The following is a 19,833-nucleotide window of genomic DNA, read 5'->3' as shown; positions in this document are numbered from 1 at the left end:
TCCTCCTACTTTGTTTGATCAATGGCTTCTTGAATAGCACTTACAATACCTTTAGAAGTCATTGTTGCTCCTGTTGATGTATCAATACCAGAAACATCATCCCATTTTGTTTCACCATTTAAAACATTATCATGGAATGTTTTGGCTTTATCATTTAAAACGCCACCTGTTCCCGCTTCAATTAAATCTTTACCATATCCAGCAGTTTCTCCTGCATATTCTTCAATTTCCACTTTTGTTACAGTTTGTTTAGCTTTATCAACTGAAACTTTGATTTTCATTGGATTAGCTTCTCCACCAAATCCACTCGCAGTTAAAGTATAAGTGTAAGTATCCCCATCAACAACAGGTGCTTTTTGAGCTTGTTCAATAGCTCCTTTAATAGCATTGACAATACCTTTAGTCGTCATTGTTGCTCCAGTAGATGTATCAATACCATCCACATCACTTGTGGCAAAACTTCCATTTAAGATTTGATCATAGAAAGCTTTAGCTTTGTCATTTAAAACGCCACCTGTTCCCGCTTCAATCAAGTCTTTACCATATCCAGCAGTTTCTCCTGCATATTCAAGAACTTTTACAGAAGATACAGTATCTCCATCAATTTTAACTGCCACTTTCATAGGATTTGCTGTTCCACCAAATCCACTCACTTGCATTACATATCCATCATCTGTTGTTTCAAGATATGTCCATTGCACTTTATTAGCCTCTTCTTCAGCTTTTTCTTTTCAGCTTCTTCTTTTTCTTTTTGTGCTTCAATAGCTTCTTGCTCAGCTGCAGCAATATCATTTTTAATACCTGTACTAATACCAAAGACACAAGCAATAGCCACTACTAAACTCACACCAATAGAAGCCCATTGTTTACCAACGTTTTGGTCTGTTCTACCTAAAACAAATGAATCAATTAATGGTGTTAACATATTCATCATTAAAATTGAGAATAAAACACCTTCAGGATAATTCGCTTTTAAACGAATAATCATTGTTAAAAATCCTAAACAAATACCATAAATAATTTTTCCTAATGGACTTGAAGGTGATGTCACTGGATCTGTTGCCATAAAGACAGCACCAAACATAGCTCCACCTAAACATAAATGAATAATTGGATAAGTAATTGGATCTAAACCATTCACTAAAGCAAAGACTTCACTTAAGACAAGAATTGTACCCATATAAGCCACTGGAATTCTCGCATCAAACACACGTCTTAAGGCAAGGATAACACCAACCACAAGGATTAATGCGATACAAGTTTCTCCTAATGCTCCTGTATGATTTCCTAAAAATAAATCCATTAAAGTATAAGAGAAAGCATCTCCACCTAACCATGAAGTTCCTGCTAACATTGTTGTTGGAGTCGCTGAAGAAACTATATCAATACTATCAGGAATAGTCGCTACAAGCTGTGCTCCATACGCTAAATGTACAACCACACGCCCTACTAACGCTGGGTTAAAGATATTGTGTCCAAAACCACCATATACTAATTTTCCAAAGAAAATCGCAATAAATGAACCAATAGCAGTTACATATAATGGAGTTCCAGCAGGTAATGTTAATGTAAAGATAATCGCTGTTACCCATGCAAAGCTATTTTTTAAATAATTTAAGACATTTTCTTTATGGACAAGTGCCCATACAACTTCTGTTGCTAAAGCAACAACAACAGATACAACATACATTAATGCCACATGGATTAAGGCATCATTTGTTGTATAGTTATAGTAATAAAAATATAAAGAATAAGCAACAAGCACCAATAAACCAATTGTTAATTCTCTCATAATACGATGTGTAGAGAGTTTTTGGCGATAATTTGGTGATGTTCTTTGTAAAGTAATTTTCATCAGTTTTCAACCTCCCTACGCATTTTTCTTTCTTTGAGCTAATTGCATACGACGTTTTGCTTTTGCTACCATATCTGTCACTTCAATTTTACTTGGACAAATATATGTACACATACCACATTCAACACAACGATCAGTATCTAATTTTTCAATCAATTCCACATTGGCTGCTTTTTCTGCCTGCATAATACGAACTGGTTGTAAATGCATTGGACAATGTAAAGTACATTCACCACATTTTAAACATGGTAATGGTTGAATGTTTTCTTTTTTCATAACTGTAATTGCATTGTTATGAGAATAAATCACGAAAGTATCATTGACTATAGATTTTCCCATCATTGGTCCACCACCAACTAAGAAACCATCACAATCATCATCAATGTATCCACCAATTTTTTCAACAATATAATTCACTGGTGTTCCAATTGCCACATCAACGTTTTGTGGTTCTTTCAATCCATTTCCAGAGAATGTAACAACACGACGTGTAATTGCTTCTCCATTACGGATTCCTTTTGAAAGTGCAATCGCAGTTGATGAGTTATTGACAATAACTCCTATTTCTGCTGGTAAACGATCATATTCTTTTTGAAGACAGTACGAATCAAGACTCTTTCCCATCCCATTGGATAACGGTCAGGAACTTCGCGTGGTTTAATATTGTCATAATTCTTCGCTTCTTCGACTAATAACTCCATTAAATCAGGTTTATGTTCTTTAATCGCAATAATTGCATTTTTAGCTCCAGCAGCTTGAATCATATAATGAACACCATCAAACAAAGCTTTAATATCACGTTTCATAGCCACATGATCGCTTGTTAAGAATGGTTCACATTCTACACCATTAATCAAAATTGTTTCAATATTTTTAACATTTTCATATTTCACATATGTTGGAAATCCTGAACCACCTAATCCAACAATTCCCAATTCTTTAATGGCTTTAATAATATCTTCCTGACTCATATGATCAGGATCACTCACTTCATAAGCTTTTACTTTTTCATCTTTATGATCATTTTCAATCACAATATGATTTTGCAAACGCTTAGAAGCATGCATACGTTTTTCTATCCCCTTTACTGTTCCAGACACAGGAGAATAAATTGGAACATACATACTCTTACGTGTCGCAAGTTTTGTTCCAATACAAACATGATCTCCTTCTTTGACATGAACATCAAAGTCTGTCGCAACTCCTAAAACAAGGGGAACATAAATAACGTCAGGTGTTTCGATAGTCAAAATAGGTTTATCTTTTGTTAAACCTTTTTGTCCATCTAATTTAACTTTTCCTTTTCCAGATAAAATTGACATTATATCCCTCCATATCTTTAAAATACTTATATAGTATAGCATTTTTTTTGACATTTGGAAACACTATTATCTGTTCTGTTCACAAAAAATACACAAAAAAGTTCTCTTTTTGAGAACTATTTTCTAATAAGACTTACAATCGTATCAAATTTGGCAGAATATGGAAAAGTATCCATTGGAATCATTTTATCAATACGATAATACTTATCCAATTGTTCTAAATCTTTTGCTAAAGATGAAGGATGATCACTAACATAAATAATATGTTTGACTTTAGATAAAATAAAGCTTTGTTTCATCGCATCGCTCAACTCAGAACTTCTCACGATAACTTCATCAAAACGTTTCTTTTTACATTGTAAAATTGTTGCTTCATCAACATTTTGACAAATCCATTGCACATTATTCTTACCTAAAAACTTGGCATTATCCTTAGCATCTTTAATATGATAATTCTTTTCATCAATCGCAACAATATCTTGATCAAGTGAAAGTTCTAATAAACCAATTCCACAATTCAATGATAAAATGTTGGAATGATCAGATAATAATGAACGAATAAGTTCAAGCTTTCTTTTTCCATTTCTGGATAAACTGGAAACTCTGATTTAACCGAATATAAATATTTTTGACCAAAACATTCAAATGGTAAATAAGATTGTCCATAAACTTTCTTATATCCCTGCATTTCAAATTGCTGATAACGTGTTGTATTAATTGTATACCAAATACTTTTAACTGCTGGGATTTGACTAATCGCATCTATCACTTCTTGTTTCATCCCATCCTGTCCCGTTACAAATAAAATTTGAATTTGTCCATCAATAAGACGCATACGCATAAAACGTAATCCTTTTTTAACTTTATCATTATAATCTCTGACATGATAAGCATTTAAAATCTCTTCAACCTTTTGAATACATTCATTGATGAATTGATTTTGCATTGGACATTGATCCATTAAAGTGAGATATTTTGTTTCACGTTGAAAAATACCTGCATAAACCTTTCCTTTAAAATAAGTCATTGGTAAAGAAACAACTTGACGATAATGTTCAGTCAATGGTGCTTTTACAGTTTTTTGAATAGGTAAACGTTCTACATCAAAATGCGTATATTTTTTCAAAGCATCTTTTAATAATCCTTTTTTAAATGTCAGATGTTGACTATATTCAAGAGTTGTTAAGGCGCAACCTTGACAGTTTTTAGATTCTTTACAAAATGAAGATTGACGATATTGAGATTTTTCAATAAAGTTCATCACTTTTCCTTTTAAAAATTGACGTGTTTCTTGAATAATTTCTACATCCACAATTTCCCCTGGTAAAGCATCTTGAACAAAACATATTTTTTTATGAATATATCCAATTCCTTCACCATTAATTCCCAATTTCTTTATTTCTACTCTTTCTTTTCTCATCAGAGATCCTCCTGAAATATAATATATTTGTAATATACATGCCGATATAGAAAAATTCGGCAGTCCAATTAAACACAAACAAAACAATGACAATAGACGCTAAAGGTCCATATACAGACTGATAATCAGCAATCTGTAAATAAAAACTTAAAGCATAATACAATATCAACAATAAAACACTAGCAATCAAAGCTCCTTGAAAAGCATCACTGTAATGAATTTTCATTCTAGGAACAATCATATATATACCTGTCAAACAAAAACAAATCAAAGCGTATAATAAAATATGACGAATGCCTGCATATGAATATAAAAAGTTAAATATATAAGCCAATGGTCCAATCGCAGTAATCGCAATCACACCTATCAATAATAACAGTAAATAAATCGTAATTTTAATCGTATAGATATAAAAACCTAAAATACTTTCTTCTGTTTCAGGTTGATACATACGCTTACTAATTTCATAAATATTACCAATTCCTCGTGATACCGTATAGACAGAAACAATAATTGTAACAAAGGCAACAGTATTAAAAGAACGGGATTGCAATATATCAATTAACATCAAAGCATATTCTTTGACAACAAATTGTTCAATAATATTTTGTAAAACCGTCATATCAATGTTAAAAAGTGAAGTTCCAATTGCAATTAATGTAAAAGCTGGAATCAGCAACAACAACAGATAAAACGATAATGCCGCTGCAGCATATGGTGGTATAGCAGTGCGATAATCATCGTATATAATTGTACAGCGCTCATAGAATTCTCTCATCATATTCTCCACCAATAAGAGAGGAAAAAATTAATCCTGTTTTTCCTCTCCTTTCTCTTCTTCATCTTCTAAAACCTTTTTCAAATGCAACAATACAATCCTATTTTTATCAATTTCTTTAATTGTAAACTCAATTCCATCAATGACTATAACCTGATTCATTTCAGGACTTCCATTACATTGTCCCAAAACAAGTCCACCAATTGATTCAAAATCTTCAGAATCAAAAGTTGTATCACAAACATCATTGACTTCATCAATATTTAAACTTCCATCTATTAAATATTCACCATGTCCTAAATCTACAATAGACTGTAAAATTTCATCATATTCATCATCAATTTCACCAACAATTTCCTCAACAATATCTTCCAATGTTACAATTCCACTCATCACACCATATTCATCTAAAACAACAGCTAATGAAACATGATCTTTACGCATAGCTTCAAAAACATCAGAAATTTGATTAAATTCATAAACGAAATATGTTTCACGCATGATTTTGGTGACATCAAAATCATCACGATTGACATCATACATAAATAAATCCTTAATATAAAGAACACCTACAATTTCATCATATGAATCATTATGTACAGGTAATCTAGAAAATTGAGATTCCCTAAAAACTTCAATCACTTCATCATATGTTGTATCTGTAGAAATACTTTCAACATGGATTCTTGGTGTCATGACTTCCTTAATTTCAGTATCACCAAATTCAAAGACATTATGAATCATTTCTTTTTCTTCATCTTCTAATACGCCTTCTTCATGAGATACCGTCACAATTGTTTTTAAGTCTTCTTCTGTCATTGTTGGACCATTGTTGGCATCTCCACCAAACAAGCGAATAAAAAGCCCTGAAACAATGTTTAATATCGTAACGACTGGGGTAAAGATAATTGTAATAAGTTTAATAAAACGACAAACTCCAAATGCAATAGATTCCGCATTTTGAGTAGCTAAAGATTTAGGTGTAATTTCACCAAAAATCAAAATAATTAATGTTACAACTCCAGTTGCTATAGCAACACCTGTTCCCTCATTTCCTAAAAGACTAATCACAAAAGATGTCGTTAATGAAGATGCAGCGATATTCACTAAGTTATTCCCCACTAAGACTGAACTTAATAAACGTGTCTGATCATCCAGTAATGATCGAATAAGAATGGCTTTCTTGTTATTTTCTTCTGCCAAAGTTTTTATTCTTATTTTATTAATAGACATAAACGCTGTTTCACTCATTGAAAAAAGAGCCGATAAAGAAATAAGCGCAATAAAAGCAAAAATCATGACTATATGACTCGAGTCCATTTTAATACATATCTCCTTTTTATCACATAAATTTCCTAAATATTACTATAAAATAAGTGAATTGTCAAACAACCACTCTATTCATTAATAGATTTCTTTATTTAGATTGATGATTCTCTTTATTTTTGATCAATTCCATCCATTCACGATGATGTTTTTTTCTTTGAACAAGAAATAAAACAGGAAAAACAATACTACTTGTCGCAATAATACCTAAAAATGACATGATCAAAGTTTGATTAATTATAACCATAGTTATTCACACTCCATAATCATTATAACAAAAAAAGTACATCCATGATAGATGTACTGATTCATTATTATAATAAAGATTGATATAATGCTTTGATTTCTTCCACAGTTGTATCTCGAGGATTACCAGGACAACAAGCATCAGCCAATGCACTTTCACTTAAGAAATCTAAATCTTCTACTTTGACAATTTCTTTTAAATCTGCTGGAATACCAACATCTGTAGATAATTGTTTCACTGCATCAATGGCTGCCTGACGATATTCATCTTGCGTCATACCTGTTGTATCAACACCCATAGCCTCAGCAATATCTTTATATTTTTTACCAGTATATGGTGCATTGTATGCCATAACTGTTGGTAAGATAATTGCATTAGCAACACCATGAGGTGTATCATATAATGCCCCTAAAGGATGAGCCATACTATGAACTAATCCTAAACCAACATTAGAGAATCCCATACCTGCGATATATTGACCTAAAGCCATACCTTCTCTACCTTCAGGTGTATTGTCAACAGCTCCTCTTAAATTTTTTGCAATGATTTCAATAGCTTTTAAATGGAACATATCACTCATTTCCCATGCACCTTTTGTGATATAACCTTCAATTGCATGTGTTAAAGCATCCATACCAGTTGCAGCTGTTAAACCTTTTGGCATTGAAGCCATCATATCAGGATCAACAAATGCAACAACTGGAATATCATGAACATCTACACATACCATTTTTCTATCTTTTTGAGCATCAGTAATAACATAGTTAATTGTCACTTCAGCAGCTGTTCCAGCTGTTGTAGGTACAGCAAAAATTGGTGTACAAGGATTCTTTGTATCAGCGACACCTTCAAGACTTCTTACATCTGCAAATTCAGGGTTTCTATCAATAATACCAACTGCTTTAGCTGTATCCATTGATGATCCTCCTCCAATTGCAATAATATAATCAGCTTCAGCTGCATGTAATGCTTCAACACCATGTTGAACATTTTCAATAGTTGGATTAGGTTTGATATCTGAATAAACTTCATAAGCTAATCCTGCTTCATCTAATAAATCTGTAACTTTTTTAGTTACATCAAATTTAATCAAGTCTGGATCTGAACAAACTAATGCTTTTTTGAATCCTCTTGCTTTAGCTTCATTAGGGATTTCATTGATTGCTCCTTTTCCATGATAACTTGTTTCATTTAATACAAATCTGTTTGCCATTTTTATCTATCTCCTTTTTTAACTGTTTCTATTTTATCATTCATGTGAAAATAAAAACAAGTTACAGATGAAAGTGTTTGTAACATTTTATCAAATTCATTATGTAAAACTGAGCATATTTCTTCTACACTCAGTTATTGTTTTTTTATTTGTCGCTGACCACCCAAAAAACAAGGGATACCATTTAGACGAATTCTAGCAAAGTTCTCACGGGAATCTCACCCTCGCATGGTTCTCATGCAACTGCTATCAATGCCTGCGACGCTTCTAACGCTCGGACTATGAATTAACAGGAGTATCATTATTGCTGTTAAGTATCATTGCCAAATAGGTGCTGATCTATTTTTACAACTCAATATTTCATCGCTCTTACTAGATTGTCTAATAGTCATGGCGTATTTGTTGAAAGGCTCATTTAACAGGAACGTATCCAATGGCTGTTATTCAGTTATCAAGGTACTTTTTTAGGTGTCTTTTTGAACCTTACACTATATAGTCCATTTCAATCATTATTTTCTTACATCATCTTGTAATTTTTTTAAATTATTTTTCAAACGATGTATACGAACATAAATTGCTGAAGAACTTATTTTCAATATTTCTGATATTTCTCTAGTTGAATAACCTAACATCTTCATCAAAATAATATTTAAAGTTGTTTAATCTGTTTGAGATAAGTAATGAAGCAATGCCTCATTTTCTATTTCATCTAATAAATCTTCAACTGTTAAAATATCTTTTTTGTCATAACAGGGAATACTGTAAAACAAACTGTCTAATGTTACATTTTGTTTTCTTCTTATTCTTCTGTCTGTTTTAAATGCTTCCCAATCATATTCATGTAATTGACTGATTATATTTTTTCAACATTCAATGACCTTAATAATTGTTCTTCCTGTTCTTTCCACTTTGTCCATTTTGCTAATTCTTTTGCATAATTGTAGCTCATTTTTTACCTCCTTTTCTTCGAAAAAGAAGATCATGGTGGACTTCTACAATAGCAACGCAAAAAGCCATGATTGTTAGTCATGGCATTTTAATATTGAATTTGCAAAAATCATTGATTTTAAATCATTGATTGTAAGAATATCAACATCATGTTGATCACATATCATTTGAAATTCGCATAGAAATCATCATAAATAGCTAATCTCGTTTCATCATAAACGAGAACAACATCAATCTTTCCAACAACTATATGATGAATAAGTTTTTGTATAGCAAAAGTACCAAAATATTTCCAACTACCTACTTCTTTGGCACATGCTATGACTTTCATATCAAGATATTGTGATAACTCAGTTAATTTCTTTTCCTGATAGTCAAGCAAACTTCTTGCTTTTTCATCTAATACTCTACAATAAATAAATGCTTTTAATTCTTTCATTTCAGTTAGCTCCTTAATGGAAATGTCCCTTCACCCTTTGCCGCAGAAACTTGAAAATATTTATCCGAATTTTTTTAAAATTTCTTGTAATATTTTTTGTATTTTTATTTTTCTGTCATAAATTGCAGATTTTGGTATTCTTAATTTCAAAGATGTTTCAGCAATAGTCATTTCATTCAGAAATATACAGATTGCTATATCTTTATATTTATCAGGCAGTTTATGTATCTCTTGAATTGCAAGATTTACTAAATCTTTTATGTATATTTGATTTATACAATAAGTTGTAGTCTTGGACAAAATAAAGGAAGTAGCCTGATCAATATCTCCAAAATATTGGACTGATCTTGCTACTTCCCTCTTTCTGTCATATTTAATTTTCATATAGCTTCGAAAACAAACTAAATATTGTTATCTTGTAACCTCAATAAATTTTTTATTGACTCTTATGTAATATTTCAAATTTCCCCTGTCGTCTAATTGCCTTTTAAAATCATTCTTTGCATAATCATAAATTTTATAGTTCATATTTTTCCTGGTATATTTTCCAAAAAAGAAAAATAAGGAGGTAAACGAATATTGTTCATAGACACACTTCTCCTAAAATATTTAATATAGGATATAAACTTACAATATTCTTTATGTTTAATTTGTCGAACTATAAATATAGCTTGATAAATGATAATATTCTTGTAGATTTTTTTCAAAAAATAATCATTTTTATTCGATATAAGACATATTATGTAATTATTTGTTTAAAATTGTCATCAATAAAAAGACAAACTATTAAATGTCAATAATTAATTTAAAAAAATGATTTTAATAGTGTTTGTCCTGATTTAGAGGAGCAATCCGATGTTCTTTGATGTTTTTAGTGGATTTTTGGGTGCACTAAAAACAACTTCTCAAAACCCAGTGTTTGAAAGCTCTTACATTTTAGGTTTTCTTTGTTTTTAAGCTACTGATTCCGTTGCTTCGTTCCTATAAACAAAGCGATGGATTTCACCATTGATATCAGAATACTGATAAATCTGTTTTCTGGTATTCTTTGGAAAATCTAAAGATATTGAATTGAAGAACGTATTTCGGGTTTCTTCTGGTAATCGCATGATATTTTCATGCATGATTATAAAACTGCTTTCGTTTTTCATGATTGAATAGATATATCTGGCAATGCGATTGGCAACTGCAATGACCGCTAATTTATGACGCTTTTTATTTCCGTTCTTCACTCTTTCAAATAAGTGTTTAAGAACAGGATTATGTCGTCTGGCAAATTCGGCAATCATGTAAAGAGCGTGTCTCAGGTATTTTGAGCCTTTCTTGGAAATCTTGCCCATGATTTCCACAGACTTGCCAGAACGCTTGTTACGTGGTGATGAACCACTGTAAGAGACATAATGATCAGCATTTTTGAATCTGAAGATGTCTCCGGTTTCAGCGATGATAACAGCGGCAGTCAAAGGACCACAGCCAGTGATGGTCAACAGCAGACTGTAAACATTAAAAGTGGCAGCAAGCTTTCTGATATCTTTTTCAATCAGTTTCAATTGTGTACGAATATGGATGATGCTTTCAACAGTGTTGGAAATAACATATCTCATATGATCGGATACATGTGGAACCAGTGTATCCTGAGCATAATTGAAAAGCTTATCAATCTTATCCATACTGCAGCGATGTTTAGTTGCTTCGTAAACAAGATGAAACACTTCATTTTTGGAAGCATTTATGATATCATGCGAAGTAGGATATTGAGATAAGACAGCCAGGAAAGCAGCTGATTTAGGTTCAAAAACATACTGAAGTTCAGGGAAATAACAATCACAAAGGGCAATGAGACGGTTAGTTTCCTGAGAATAGAGTTTTTTAATCTGATAGTGTCTGTGAACGAGAGCCTTAAGATCTTGATATCCGTTTTTGTTTTCAAAAACAGAATCTGAAACATATTTGACCTGATCATCAGTACCGATAATGGAACAGATGGTTTGAGCATCCAAAGGATCAGATTTAGATATATTATGGCTTTCTCTCCATTTATTAACGAAATCCGTATTAAGCTGATGGATTTCTTCATCGCTATTACAGTTTTGTTTAATAAAGGTGTAGATATTAGTAGAATATATGCCAGTGACTTCCAAAGCAAAATAAGTGTGGAGACAGTACTGATCACTGGAATACTTTCTAACAGTATTTAAAAACTCAACAACTTCAGATTTAATAAACTTAAAAGATAATTTTTTTCTAAGGAAATGAGGTTTGACCGATCTTAATTCAGGGACAGCCAGAACAGCAGCATCAGCCTTGCCTTTAGAGACATCAATGCCAACATAAAGATTGTAATTGTAATTTTTCATAAAAAATGACCTTCTTTCTAAAGTATGTAAATGGTTTTGAATTGCACCTCTAAATCAAGACAAACGCAACCTCGTAAATGCGGAGACAAGTGAGAATACACTGCTGCAACAAACTCATTCGGGTATAAAGTACGCCTTGAACAGAGGATTAAGTCTTTTAGAAGTGGAACATAACAAGATGGCCGCAGGAGAAAAGAATAAAACCTTGATTCAAAACGAAACTATTATCTTAAAAGAGAGTGTAGAAGCAAGGATTTTTTAAACAACTGAGATATCTCAGTTGTTTAAAAAGAGAAATCCTTAATTCAAACTTCTATACATATTATACGAGAAGAAGTTATATACAAACTTCATTTATATGATTGACGTCTATATAACAATTATGTACCTAAACAAATTTCAAAAGTCATATCTAACAAAGAAAGAAAAATGACTAATATTTAAAATATTCTATTGTTTTTTCAAAATATAAACAAATTCACATAAAAATAAACTAGCTAAAACAATATATGTTATGGATACCTCTATGTGAAGTAATACAAGTATCGCAAATAAAATACACAATATAGTAAATCAGATAACATTAGTTAAAAATTCAGACGTTTTATTAGATAATATTTTTTATTTACATTTGATGATATTGAAGACACAACTACAACTAAAAAAGCAATCCATTATCATCACTAATAAAGATAAATCATTATTAAATAAATGAATTCTTTAATTGACGAATTTCAGATTACTGATAATATCATGCTTAAAGATAAATTTTAAATTTCATCTTTTAAATATTAAATCAATTGTTTTAATAGTCTATTTACATTTCCGCTTGCAAAATCAATCGTATCAATCATCATGACCTTCTCACCATATTTTTGTCTTAATTCTCAATAATGATAATCAATTTGAGGTGCTAATAATATACAGTCATATTGATTTTGAATAGCATCCAATTCTAAATAATTAATAGCATCAACATCTACACAATGATGAGTTTGATTTAATGCTTCCTGCATTAAATATGCAAAATAAGAAGTTGTTAATCCTGACGTACAACATAATAATATTTTTAGAGTATTTGATGCCATGTCTTGCTCCTCTTTCTACATCAGCAATACTTAAACCTTTACCACCTTCTAAATATCCGCCTTCATATTGGTTAGCAGCCGTAGCGCCACCCCCAAAAAATCTTTTCTTAGTTCCATAACTATCTCCCCTTTCCTTATAAGGTAGTGTCAAAAGTTGCTATATGACAACACAAATGCACTACTCTTGATTTGTTTTATTTGTTCTATTTTAATAATAATTTGTATTCTTATTTTTTTACTATTTCTCTAAAATTTGTATTAAAAAAGTGAAATATCCATGTTATAGTATTCTTTACACAAAATCTAACGAAAGGATATTTCACATGAATACTATAACACATATCTTAAATAATTTAAATTCTTTTTCTAAATCTAACTTTAAGTTTTCCAAATATATTGATTTCTTTCAGTTGATAAAGTCTATCCCTCATTCTGTTGAGTATCATCTTAATTCCTCTGATTTTATTTATCACCTTGAGCAGGTGACAATCCATCTCGACTGGATGATTGATTTCTTTGATAAATACATCAATCCCACTCTTAAAAAAGAGTTTAAGAAATTAAAGAAATCCAATAAGAATGATCATACCATTCCTTATGCCGACTTTAAAATTGACGAGCCTCCTGTCTTCAAAAAGGAAGCACCTGTTCAGCTGAGTTTTGAAGATATTCTTAGAAATGCATTAAAGGATGGTCGTCCTATCAAGCCTGTCAACAGAAGAAACAATAATTTTGACTTTAAGGGTGTCTGCCCTTTTTGTGGTGCTCCTCATGAATATATCTATGACAACAATGGTCGCGGTCAATTCATGTGCAAGGTATGCTGCCAGACATTTTCCCTGAAGATCTCTCTTTCCGGTGAAACGGGCATCTTCTGTCCTCATTGTGGCAAAAAGCTTGATATGAAGCACGACCGCCAGGGATATCTTGTTTTTGTATGCCCAAGCATGAAATGCCCCTATTACATCAAAAACAAAAAGCTTGTCGATGAAGGAAAGGGAGAACACCTTCTGACTTCAAGCAATCAGTACAGGCTTCGCTATCACTATCGTGACTTCAAGTTCAATCTTGACAATCTTAAAAAGGCTGAAGAAAACATCACAACTCCTATCAATCTTTCAAGAATTCATTTTGATCACAGAATCCTTGGATTGGCATTGACCTATTACGTCAACTATGGTCTTTCTTCAAGAAAGACTGCACTGATCATCAGGGAAGTCCATGGCTTTAAAATATCACACCAGACAGTCATCAACTATGCGACAACTGTTGATGGTAGAATAAAAACTGTACAAGGTAAATGACAGAGAAAATCATTGATGGTACAATGTCATATGAATTATAAAACAAACAGAATGAGAGGAAGAAACATATGGCAAAACATACTTATGATAAAGATTTTAGAGAAGGAGTGATTCAGTACTGTTTAGATCATCCAGATGAATCATATGTAAGTGTATCAAAAAGATTTGGAATTCATGATACGACGATTGGTGGATGGATGAAAAGTTACAAGAAAAATAATGATGAAGTGATTATAAGAGGAAGTGGAAATTATTCAAGTGATGAAGCTAAGGAAATAGCCAAATTAAGAAAAGAACTTAAAGATACAAAGGATGCATTAGAAATCCTAAAAAAGGCTATTGGCATACTGGGAAAATAAACCAAAAGGACATCTACGAAAGTGTTAAAGAATCAAAAAAGAAAGATTCAACAATTTCGATTTCCAGTGTGCTAAAACAGTTAGATGTCAGCAAATCAGGTTATTATGATTACATTAATAGAAAGCCAAGCTATACAAAACAAAGAAGAGAAAAATTACAAAGAAAGTTGAGGAAATTTATAGAAATTCTCATGAAATATATGGCTCACCAAAAATAACAGAGATGCTCAATCAAAATGGTGAAAAAGTCAGTCAAAGATACATTTATTCCATCATGAGAGAAAACAGCTGGAAGGCTAGATATGTAAAGCCATACGTTCAAACAACAATAAGTGAGGATTTCTCTTCAAGGCTTAAAAATCTGCTCAATAGACATTTTAATCCATCAAGACCTGATTGTGCCTGGTGTACAGATATAACTTATATAAGAACAGTTGATGAAGGCTTTGTCTATTTGACAAGCGTCATGGACCTATACTCAAGAAAAATCATATCATGGGTGCTGACAAAAACGATGGAAACAGATGAAGTTCTAAAAAGTATTGAAAAGGCAAAGGAAAGAAGGAAGGTAGAAAAACCATTAGTGGTGCAAAGTGACAGGGGCGTGCAGTTCACATCAACTAAATATCAGGAGATGACAGAAGGATTTGTAACAAGTTACTCAAGAAAAGGAACACCATGGGATAATGCCTGTATAGAATCATTTCATGCATTAATCAAAAGGGAGTGGTTGAATTTTTATAAGATAATGAATTATGAAGAAGCATATCAACTTGTATTTGAATACATAGAGGGATTCTACAATACAATAAGGATTCATTCACATTGTGGGTATCAGTCACCCAACGAATACGAGAAAAACTATATGTTAGCAGTGACTAACAAAAATCAAACAACTTTTATTACAAATTCTGCAATTTAAGTTGTCCGAAATCTTGACATAGTACCATGTATCACGTCTGGTCAAGCCTCTTGTTGACAGGTATCCATACAGGCTTGGCTCCATATTGTCCGGCGATGAAACCTATATTAAGATAAGAGGCAAGAATCATTACGTGTTCTTCTGGTCTGATCCCAAGACAAAGATCATCACTTCTTACACAATTTATCCCGTAAGAGATACAAAATGTGCCTGTACATCTATTTATGAGTGTCTAAGTCATTACAGTGAAATCCCAGATGACATGACTCTTATAACAGATGGGAATCCAATCTATAATGCAGCACAGGTTTTCTTTGAAATCAATGGAATCAAGTTTGACCTGCATCAGGTCATCGGTGTAAAGAATCTTGATGAGGAATCACAGAAATACAGACCTTTCAAGCAGATTGAGGAGCGCCTCAACAGGACATACAAGCAAAACTATCAGGGAACAAATGGCTATGACAGGCTTGAATGTGCAAATAGTTATATGGTCCTGTTTGTATGCTTCTTCAATTTCTTAAGAAGGCATTCAGCACTGAACTATAAGACGCCTGTTGATGACGGTCTGTTCAAAAAGGATATGCTTATGCCTGACAGATGGCTGCAACTTATCGAGTACAGCTCACAATATCACGCAGCATAGAAAGTTCACCATTTTTAAAAAAATGACGTGAGAAACGATACCCTCATTGCGCCCAAAAATGGGCTTTTTTATTGGAAAGATGGCAGTCCGTAAATTTTGGAAAAAGACAAAGAAAGATTTTCAAATAAATGCATCCTGCCAGAGTCATCGTACACTTTGTAAAGTTGCAAAGAGTAAAACTTTCATAGATTTTTTACTCTACCCCTTATAATTTAAGTAAAGTCTATCATGTTTATTTAAAAGTTAAATATTATCCCAACAATCTATTATGCTATTTACAAAAAATATATATTAATAGCATTAATTTCAAAATAACATTTACAATTTCTATAATATTTAAAAATCAACAATATATAGATATATGAAATCATCCATACTTATTCATCATATTTTAATCATTACTATAGTAGTCTCAAACATAATAATGAAAAAACATCATTTCTTATATAATAAGAAAGATGTCTTTTCATTTAAATAAGATTAAGCAATCCACTAATTCCTATCATTATGTATGTTAGTTTCCTAATAAGAACTCCATCTAATCCTCTCACTGCTTTATCAACATGAGCACTACAAGTCATGCCAATAACATCAAATTTCTTTTTCACATATACACTTCCCACCCCTATGGAGTATATATCTATTATACTTTATTTCAGCTTTAAGTGAACATATATGCAAAAAAAGGATGAATTCTCATCCTCTACTTATCAACATTATTTCTAATTTTTACAAATGGGATATAAATCAATGTTGATACAACTAAACAAACTGCTTGAACAAGAGCCATCCTTATATCTCCACCGGTTGCTATAAAACCATTAAGACAAGGAGGTACGACCCATGGAACTGCTGATACAAACTTAGAACATATTCCTAAATACATTGCTAAGTATCCAATAATACATGTTACAATTGGTGTTAAGATAAATGGTATTGCAATAATAGGGTTCATAACAATTGGCAATCCAAAAATCATAGGTTCATTGATTCCAAAAATACCTGCAGGCAATGATAACTTAGCAATAGCTTTATCTTCTTCTTTTTTACCAACAATAAAGATTGCTGCAATCAATCCCAAAGTACATCCAAATCCACCCATTGTTGCAAATAAATTCCAGAATGGGTAAGTAACAATCTCAGTAACTGGTTGACCATTCGCAAATGCACTCATATTGACTTGTAAAGAAGCGTACATAATAGGACCAACGATCGTCATTGCTAATGAAGAACCATGAACACCTAAGAACCAGAATAATCCTGCAAAGAATACTACGATCAAAATTCCAAGTGGATGTTGGAAAGCTGCTTGAATAGGAGCTTGTAATACACTATAAATAAAATCAGCCATATTAGAACCTACTAATCCTTCAAAAATAGCTGCAAATAAAGTTGTTGCGATACATACGATTGAAGTAGGAATAATAACTGTAAATGCTCCTGCTACGTTTGGTGGAACACTATCAGGTAATTTGATTTTTAATTTATCAATTTTCACAAGATGACTATAAGCTGCTACGCAGGCAACACTTGCGATCATTGCTACAAACAATCCTCTAGAATTAATAACATTCGTTGATAAAACTCCAGCAACAACTTGACTCTTATCATCGACAACAACATTTAATGTATTTGGTGAAACGATCAAGAAACATACAACCGCAAGAACCCCTTCTAAAAATCCTTCAGATTTAAAGTTCTTTGCATAAGCTCTACCTATAGAAAAAGCTGCAAGTAAAGCTAAAATATCAGTTGTACTATTTGCTAGTTTCAAGAAAACCTGTGAATAATTTTGTAAAAATTCTAACCCCTTGATTTGAGCTAGACCATTTGTTGAAAAAACAACCGAACCAAGTAATGTTCCAATAGAACCAACGATCAACATAGGCATTAAAGCCATCAAACCATCTCTAATAGCAACTAAATATTTATTAGTAGAAATCTTAGCAGCTATTTTTGTAAAAATTTCTGTAAATTTTTCCATTCTCATATTTCCCTTCTATTTTATATTTTCTCCATTTGTTTGTAAAAATTCTTTCATCCAATAATATGATTTCTTTGGTGTCCTTTTTCCTGTTCCTTGACCAAGATCATTAAAATCAACATAGATCCATCCATATCTTTTTTCATTTCTCCTGTTGATAAAGAAACAAGATCAACACCACCCCACATCGTATAACCAATAACTGGTATCTTATCAATTTCTACTGCTTTTTTATCTCTGCAAAATGTGTTTGAAGATATTCAATACGATAATCATCTTCAACATAACCATTCTCATCAGCTTTATCAATTTCACCCAAACCATTTTCTACAATAAATAAAGGCTTTTGATAACGATCATAGACTTTATTCAAGACATAGCGAATACTAAAAGGATCTATTGCCCATCCCCATGACGTTGTCTTTAAATAAGGATTTGTTTCAAAGCTCATACCGCATAGATCTTTGATTCACTAGAAACAATAGAAGAACGATAACAACTAAAAGCATAAAAATCTAATACACCATTCCTTAAAATATCCTCATCACCTTCAAGGATATCTAAATGAATACCTTTTTCTTTCCACATTTGATAAGCAAAACTTGGATAATATCCTCTCATCATAACATCAGAAAAATAATATACATTTCTTTCCTGACACATATGTGCCCAAATATCTTTAGGTGCACAAGTTGCTGGATAACCAGGTGATGAAGCATACATACAACCAATCATGAAGTCTTTATTAATAGATTTACCTAACTTGACAGCTAAAGCACTTGCAATAAAGATATGATGAAAACACTGATACAACGTTTGATCATCACATTGCATAGCACCTAACTGATAATATCCAGATAATACATTGATTTCATTAAATGTTAACCAATACTTGACTTTACCCTTATATCTTTCAAAAAGAACTTTACACAAATCTAAATAACAATCAATGACATGACGATTTAACCATCCTTGATATTGGTTTGCTAAAACAGCTGGTAATTCATCATGACAGATCGTTACTAATGGTTGAATATGATACTTTAAACATTCATCAATAATACTGTCATAAAATCTTAAACCTTCTTCATTGACTTCTCCCTCTTTAGGAAAAATACGACTCCAACAAATTGAAAAACGCATTGTTGTCGCACCCATTTGAGCATACAAATGAATATCCTCTAAATAATGATGATAGAAATCTGATGCTTTATGACTTGGATAATAATATTGATCCTGTAATGAAGGTACAGCTCCTTCTGGCATTGAAATTCTAATTGGCATAGATTCTTCAATTCCATCTTTAGAAATATAAGTTATTAATCGTGGCGAATCTTTTGTTCCATTAGTCACAAAATCTTGAGTTGATAAACCTCTACCTCCTTCATTAAAACCTCCTTCATATTGAAAATCGCACTCGCTCCTCCCCAGAGTAAATCTTGAGGAAATTTTTGATTATTAAACATAAGTTCCTCCTTTCTGACCCCCATTATAAATGATTCTATTGAATATATTTGTTTATTTCATAAGTAGTGTTATCGTTTCAATTTATGAAACATTGATACAAAAAATAATAAGACGCTATAATATAATATAGGAATCAATTTATAATAAGAGAGGAACAA

At 31.9% G+C, this 19,833-nt stretch carries 20 protein-coding genes and 3 pseudogenes; 4 read left to right on the top strand and 19 right to left on the bottom strand.

Annotated elements, in window-relative coordinates; translation table 11 throughout:
* Positions 1-5: 5 nt before the first annotated feature.
* The 16 genes and pseudogenes from NMU03_RS12710 to NMU03_RS17735 all read right to left on the bottom strand — a co-directional run.
* Positions 6-701: an FMN-binding protein gene (locus NMU03_RS12710; RefSeq protein ID WP_290138813.1), complete on the bottom strand. Its 696-nt coding sequence runs from the start codon at positions 699-701 to the stop codon at positions 6-8.
* Positions 659-1,855: an RnfABCDGE type electron transport complex subunit D gene (locus NMU03_RS12705; protein WP_290138811.1), complete on the bottom strand. Its 1,197-nt coding sequence runs from the start codon at positions 1,853-1,855 to the stop codon at positions 659-661. The genes NMU03_RS12710 and NMU03_RS12705 overlap by 43 nt, the downstream gene beginning before the upstream one ends.
* Positions 1,856-1,870: 15 nt before the next feature.
* Complete coding sequence (locus tag NMU03_RS12700) at positions 1,871-2,479, bottom strand: 4Fe-4S dicluster domain-containing protein (protein ID WP_290138808.1); 609 nt, start codon at positions 2,477-2,479, stop codon at positions 1,871-1,873.
* Complete coding sequence (locus NMU03_RS12695; protein WP_290138807.1) at positions 2,416-3,177, bottom strand: hypothetical protein; 762 nt, start codon at positions 3,175-3,177, stop codon at positions 2,416-2,418. The genes NMU03_RS12700 and NMU03_RS12695 overlap by 64 nt, the downstream gene beginning before the upstream one ends.
* 116 nt (positions 3,178-3,293) lie before the next feature.
* Positions 3,294-3,698 (bottom strand): class I SAM-dependent RNA methyltransferase, encoded by a 405-nt coding sequence (locus NMU03_RS12690; RefSeq protein WP_290138806.1) that lies wholly within the window; start codon positions 3,696-3,698, stop codon positions 3,294-3,296.
* Positions 3,695-4,597, bottom strand: a complete 903-nt coding sequence (locus NMU03_RS12685) for a TRAM domain-containing protein (protein ID WP_290138805.1) — start codon at positions 4,595-4,597, stop codon at positions 3,695-3,697. Before NMU03_RS12685 ends, NMU03_RS12690 begins: the two co-directional genes overlap by 4 nt.
* Complete coding sequence (locus NMU03_RS12680; protein ID WP_290138804.1) at positions 4,557-5,375, bottom strand: YihY/virulence factor BrkB family protein; 819 nt, start codon at positions 5,373-5,375, stop codon at positions 4,557-4,559. The genes NMU03_RS12685 and NMU03_RS12680 overlap by 41 nt, the downstream gene beginning before the upstream one ends.
* A gap of 30 nt (positions 5,376-5,405) precedes the next feature.
* Positions 5,406-6,695 (bottom strand): HlyC/CorC family transporter, encoded by a 1,290-nt coding sequence (locus tag NMU03_RS12675; RefSeq protein WP_290138803.1) that lies wholly within the window; start codon positions 6,693-6,695, stop codon positions 5,406-5,408.
* 97 nt (positions 6,696-6,792) lie between these two features.
* On the bottom strand, positions 6,793-6,948 hold the full coding sequence (locus NMU03_RS12670) for a hypothetical protein (protein ID WP_290138802.1): 156 nt from the start codon (positions 6,946-6,948) through the stop codon (positions 6,793-6,795).
* 67 nt (positions 6,949-7,015) lie between these two features.
* Complete coding sequence (gene fucO / locus NMU03_RS12665) at positions 7,016-8,161, bottom strand: lactaldehyde reductase (RefSeq protein WP_290138801.1); 1,146 nt, start codon at positions 8,159-8,161, stop codon at positions 7,016-7,018.
* A gap of 509 nt (positions 8,162-8,670) precedes the next feature.
* Positions 8,671-8,793 carry a sigma factor-like helix-turn-helix DNA-binding protein gene (locus NMU03_RS12660; protein ID WP_290142341.1) on the bottom strand — a complete coding sequence of 41 codons (123 nt, stop codon included), beginning with the start codon at positions 8,791-8,793 and terminating at the stop codon, positions 8,671-8,673.
* A gap of 479 nt (positions 8,794-9,272) precedes the next feature.
* A complete protein-coding gene (locus tag NMU03_RS12655; protein WP_290138800.1) occupies positions 9,273-9,548 on the bottom strand; it encodes a recombinase family protein in 276 nt (91 codons plus the stop codon).
* Positions 9,549-9,608: 60 nt separating this feature from the next.
* Positions 9,609-9,932, bottom strand: a complete 324-nt coding sequence (locus NMU03_RS12650; protein WP_290138798.1) for a sigma-70 RNA polymerase sigma factor region 4 domain-containing protein — start codon at positions 9,930-9,932, stop codon at positions 9,609-9,611.
* 569 nt (positions 9,933-10,501) lie between these two features.
* Positions 10,502-11,905 (bottom strand): IS110 family RNA-guided transposase, encoded by a 1,404-nt coding sequence (locus NMU03_RS12645; RefSeq protein ID WP_290137985.1) that lies wholly within the window; start codon positions 11,903-11,905, stop codon positions 10,502-10,504.
* A gap of 887 nt (positions 11,906-12,792) precedes the next feature.
* Positions 12,793-12,993, bottom strand: a complete 201-nt coding sequence (locus NMU03_RS12640) for a PTS sugar transporter subunit IIB (RefSeq protein ID WP_290138797.1) — start codon at positions 12,991-12,993, stop codon at positions 12,793-12,795.
* Positions 12,989-13,144, bottom strand: a pseudogene (locus NMU03_RS17735) (family 1 glycosylhydrolase); the annotation flags it as partial. The gene NMU03_RS12640 and the pseudogene NMU03_RS17735, both read right to left, overlap by 5 nt.
* Before the next feature lie 172 nt (positions 13,145-13,316).
* On the opposite strand from NMU03_RS17735, the gene NMU03_RS12635 reads away from it, so the two are divergent.
* The 4 genes and pseudogenes from NMU03_RS12635 to NMU03_RS12620 all read left to right on the top strand — a co-directional run bounded on the left by NMU03_RS12635 (position 13,317) and on the right by NMU03_RS12620 (position 16,224).
* A complete protein-coding gene (locus tag NMU03_RS12635; protein ID WP_290138795.1) occupies positions 13,317-14,297 on the top strand; it encodes a hypothetical protein in 981 nt (326 codons plus the stop codon).
* Positions 14,298-14,365: 68 nt separating this feature from the next.
* Positions 14,366-14,656 carry a transposase gene (locus tag NMU03_RS12630; protein ID WP_290137672.1) on the top strand — a complete coding sequence of 97 codons (291 nt, stop codon included), beginning with the start codon at positions 14,366-14,368 and terminating at the stop codon, positions 14,654-14,656.
* Between the two features lie 151 nt (positions 14,657-14,807).
* A pseudogene (locus tag NMU03_RS12625) lies at positions 14,808-15,578 on the top strand (IS3 family transposase); the annotation flags it as partial.
* 85 nt (positions 15,579-15,663) lie between these two features.
* Positions 15,664-16,224 (top strand): DDE-type integrase/transposase/recombinase, encoded by a 561-nt coding sequence (locus NMU03_RS12620; protein WP_290138794.1) that lies wholly within the window; start codon positions 15,664-15,666, stop codon positions 16,222-16,224.
* A 470-nt stretch (positions 16,225-16,694) separates the two neighbouring features.
* Here NMU03_RS12620 and NMU03_RS12615 read toward each other — a convergent pair whose 3' ends face one another.
* From NMU03_RS12615 to NMU03_RS18105, 3 genes and pseudogenes are all read right to left on the bottom strand, one after another.
* Entirely contained in the window at positions 16,695-16,832 is a 138-nt protein-coding gene (locus NMU03_RS12615; protein ID WP_290138793.1) for a hypothetical protein, read from the bottom strand.
* Between the two features lie 95 nt (positions 16,833-16,927).
* The gene (locus tag NMU03_RS12610) at positions 16,928-18,208 is read right to left on the bottom strand and encodes a PTS sugar transporter subunit IIC (protein ID WP_290138792.1); all 1,281 of its coding nucleotides are present in this window, start codon (positions 18,206-18,208) and stop codon (positions 16,928-16,930) included.
* A gap of 15 nt (positions 18,209-18,223) precedes the next feature.
* Positions 18,224-19,674: pseudogene (locus NMU03_RS18105) on the bottom strand (glycoside hydrolase family 1 protein).
* Positions 19,675-19,833 lie beyond the last annotated feature (159 nt).

It is taken from the genome of Allocoprobacillus halotolerans (assembly GCF_024399475.1).
GTDB lineage: Bacteria > Bacillota_I > Bacilli_A > Erysipelotrichales > Coprobacillaceae > Allocoprobacillus > Allocoprobacillus halotolerans.
This window is presented reverse-complemented; position numbering and strand designations above follow the sequence as displayed.

Coding starts and splice junctions, on each gene's coding strand:
- NMU03_RS12705 (WP_290138811.1), bottom strand. CDS start 1,855: ATGAAAATTACTTTACAAAGAACATCACCAAATTATCGCCAAAAACTC.
- NMU03_RS12700 (WP_290138808.1), bottom strand. CDS start 2,479: ATGGGAAAGAGTCTTGATTCGTACTGTCTTCAAAAAGAATATGATCGT.
- NMU03_RS12695 (WP_290138807.1), bottom strand. CDS start 3,177: ATGTCAATTTTATCTGGAAAAGGAAAAGTTAAATTAGATGGACAAAAA.
- NMU03_RS12685 (WP_290138805.1), bottom strand. CDS start 4,597: ATGAGAAAAGAAAGAGTAGAAATAAAGAAATTGGGAATTAATGGTGAA.
- NMU03_RS12680 (WP_290138804.1), bottom strand. CDS start 5,375: ATGAGAGAATTCTATGAGCGCTGTACAATTATATACGATGATTATCGC.
- NMU03_RS12675 (WP_290138803.1), bottom strand. CDS start 6,695: ATGGACTCGAGTCATATAGTCATGATTTTTGCTTTTATTGCGCTTATT.
- NMU03_RS12670 (WP_290138802.1), bottom strand. CDS start 6,948: ATGGTTATAATTAATCAAACTTTGATCATGTCATTTTTAGGTATTATT.
- fucO (WP_290138801.1), bottom strand. CDS start 8,161: ATGGCAAACAGATTTGTATTAAATGAAACAAGTTATCATGGAAAAGGA.
- NMU03_RS12660 (WP_290142341.1), bottom strand. CDS start 8,793: ATGTTAGGTTATTCAACTAGAGAAATATCAGAAATATTGAAAATAAGT.
- NMU03_RS12655 (WP_290138800.1), bottom strand. CDS start 9,548: ATGAAAGAATTAAAAGCATTTATTTATTGTAGAGTATTAGATGAAAAA.
- NMU03_RS12650 (WP_290138798.1), bottom strand. CDS start 9,932: ATGAAAATTAAATATGACAGAAAGAGGGAAGTAGCAAGATCAGTCCAA.
- NMU03_RS12645 (WP_290137985.1), bottom strand. CDS start 11,905: ATGAAAAATTACAATTACAATCTTTATGTTGGCATTGATGTCTCTAAA.
- NMU03_RS12640 (WP_290138797.1), bottom strand. CDS start 12,993: ATGGCATCAAATACTCTAAAAATATTATTATGTTGTACGTCAGGATTA.
- NMU03_RS12635 (WP_290138795.1), top strand. CDS start 13,317: ATGAATACTATAACACATATCTTAAATAATTTAAATTCTTTTTCTAAA.
- NMU03_RS12630 (WP_290137672.1), top strand. CDS start 14,366: ATGGCAAAACATACTTATGATAAAGATTTTAGAGAAGGAGTGATTCAG.
- NMU03_RS12610 (WP_290138792.1), bottom strand. CDS start 18,208: ATGGAAAAATTTACAGAAATTTTTACAAAAATAGCTGCTAAGATTTCT.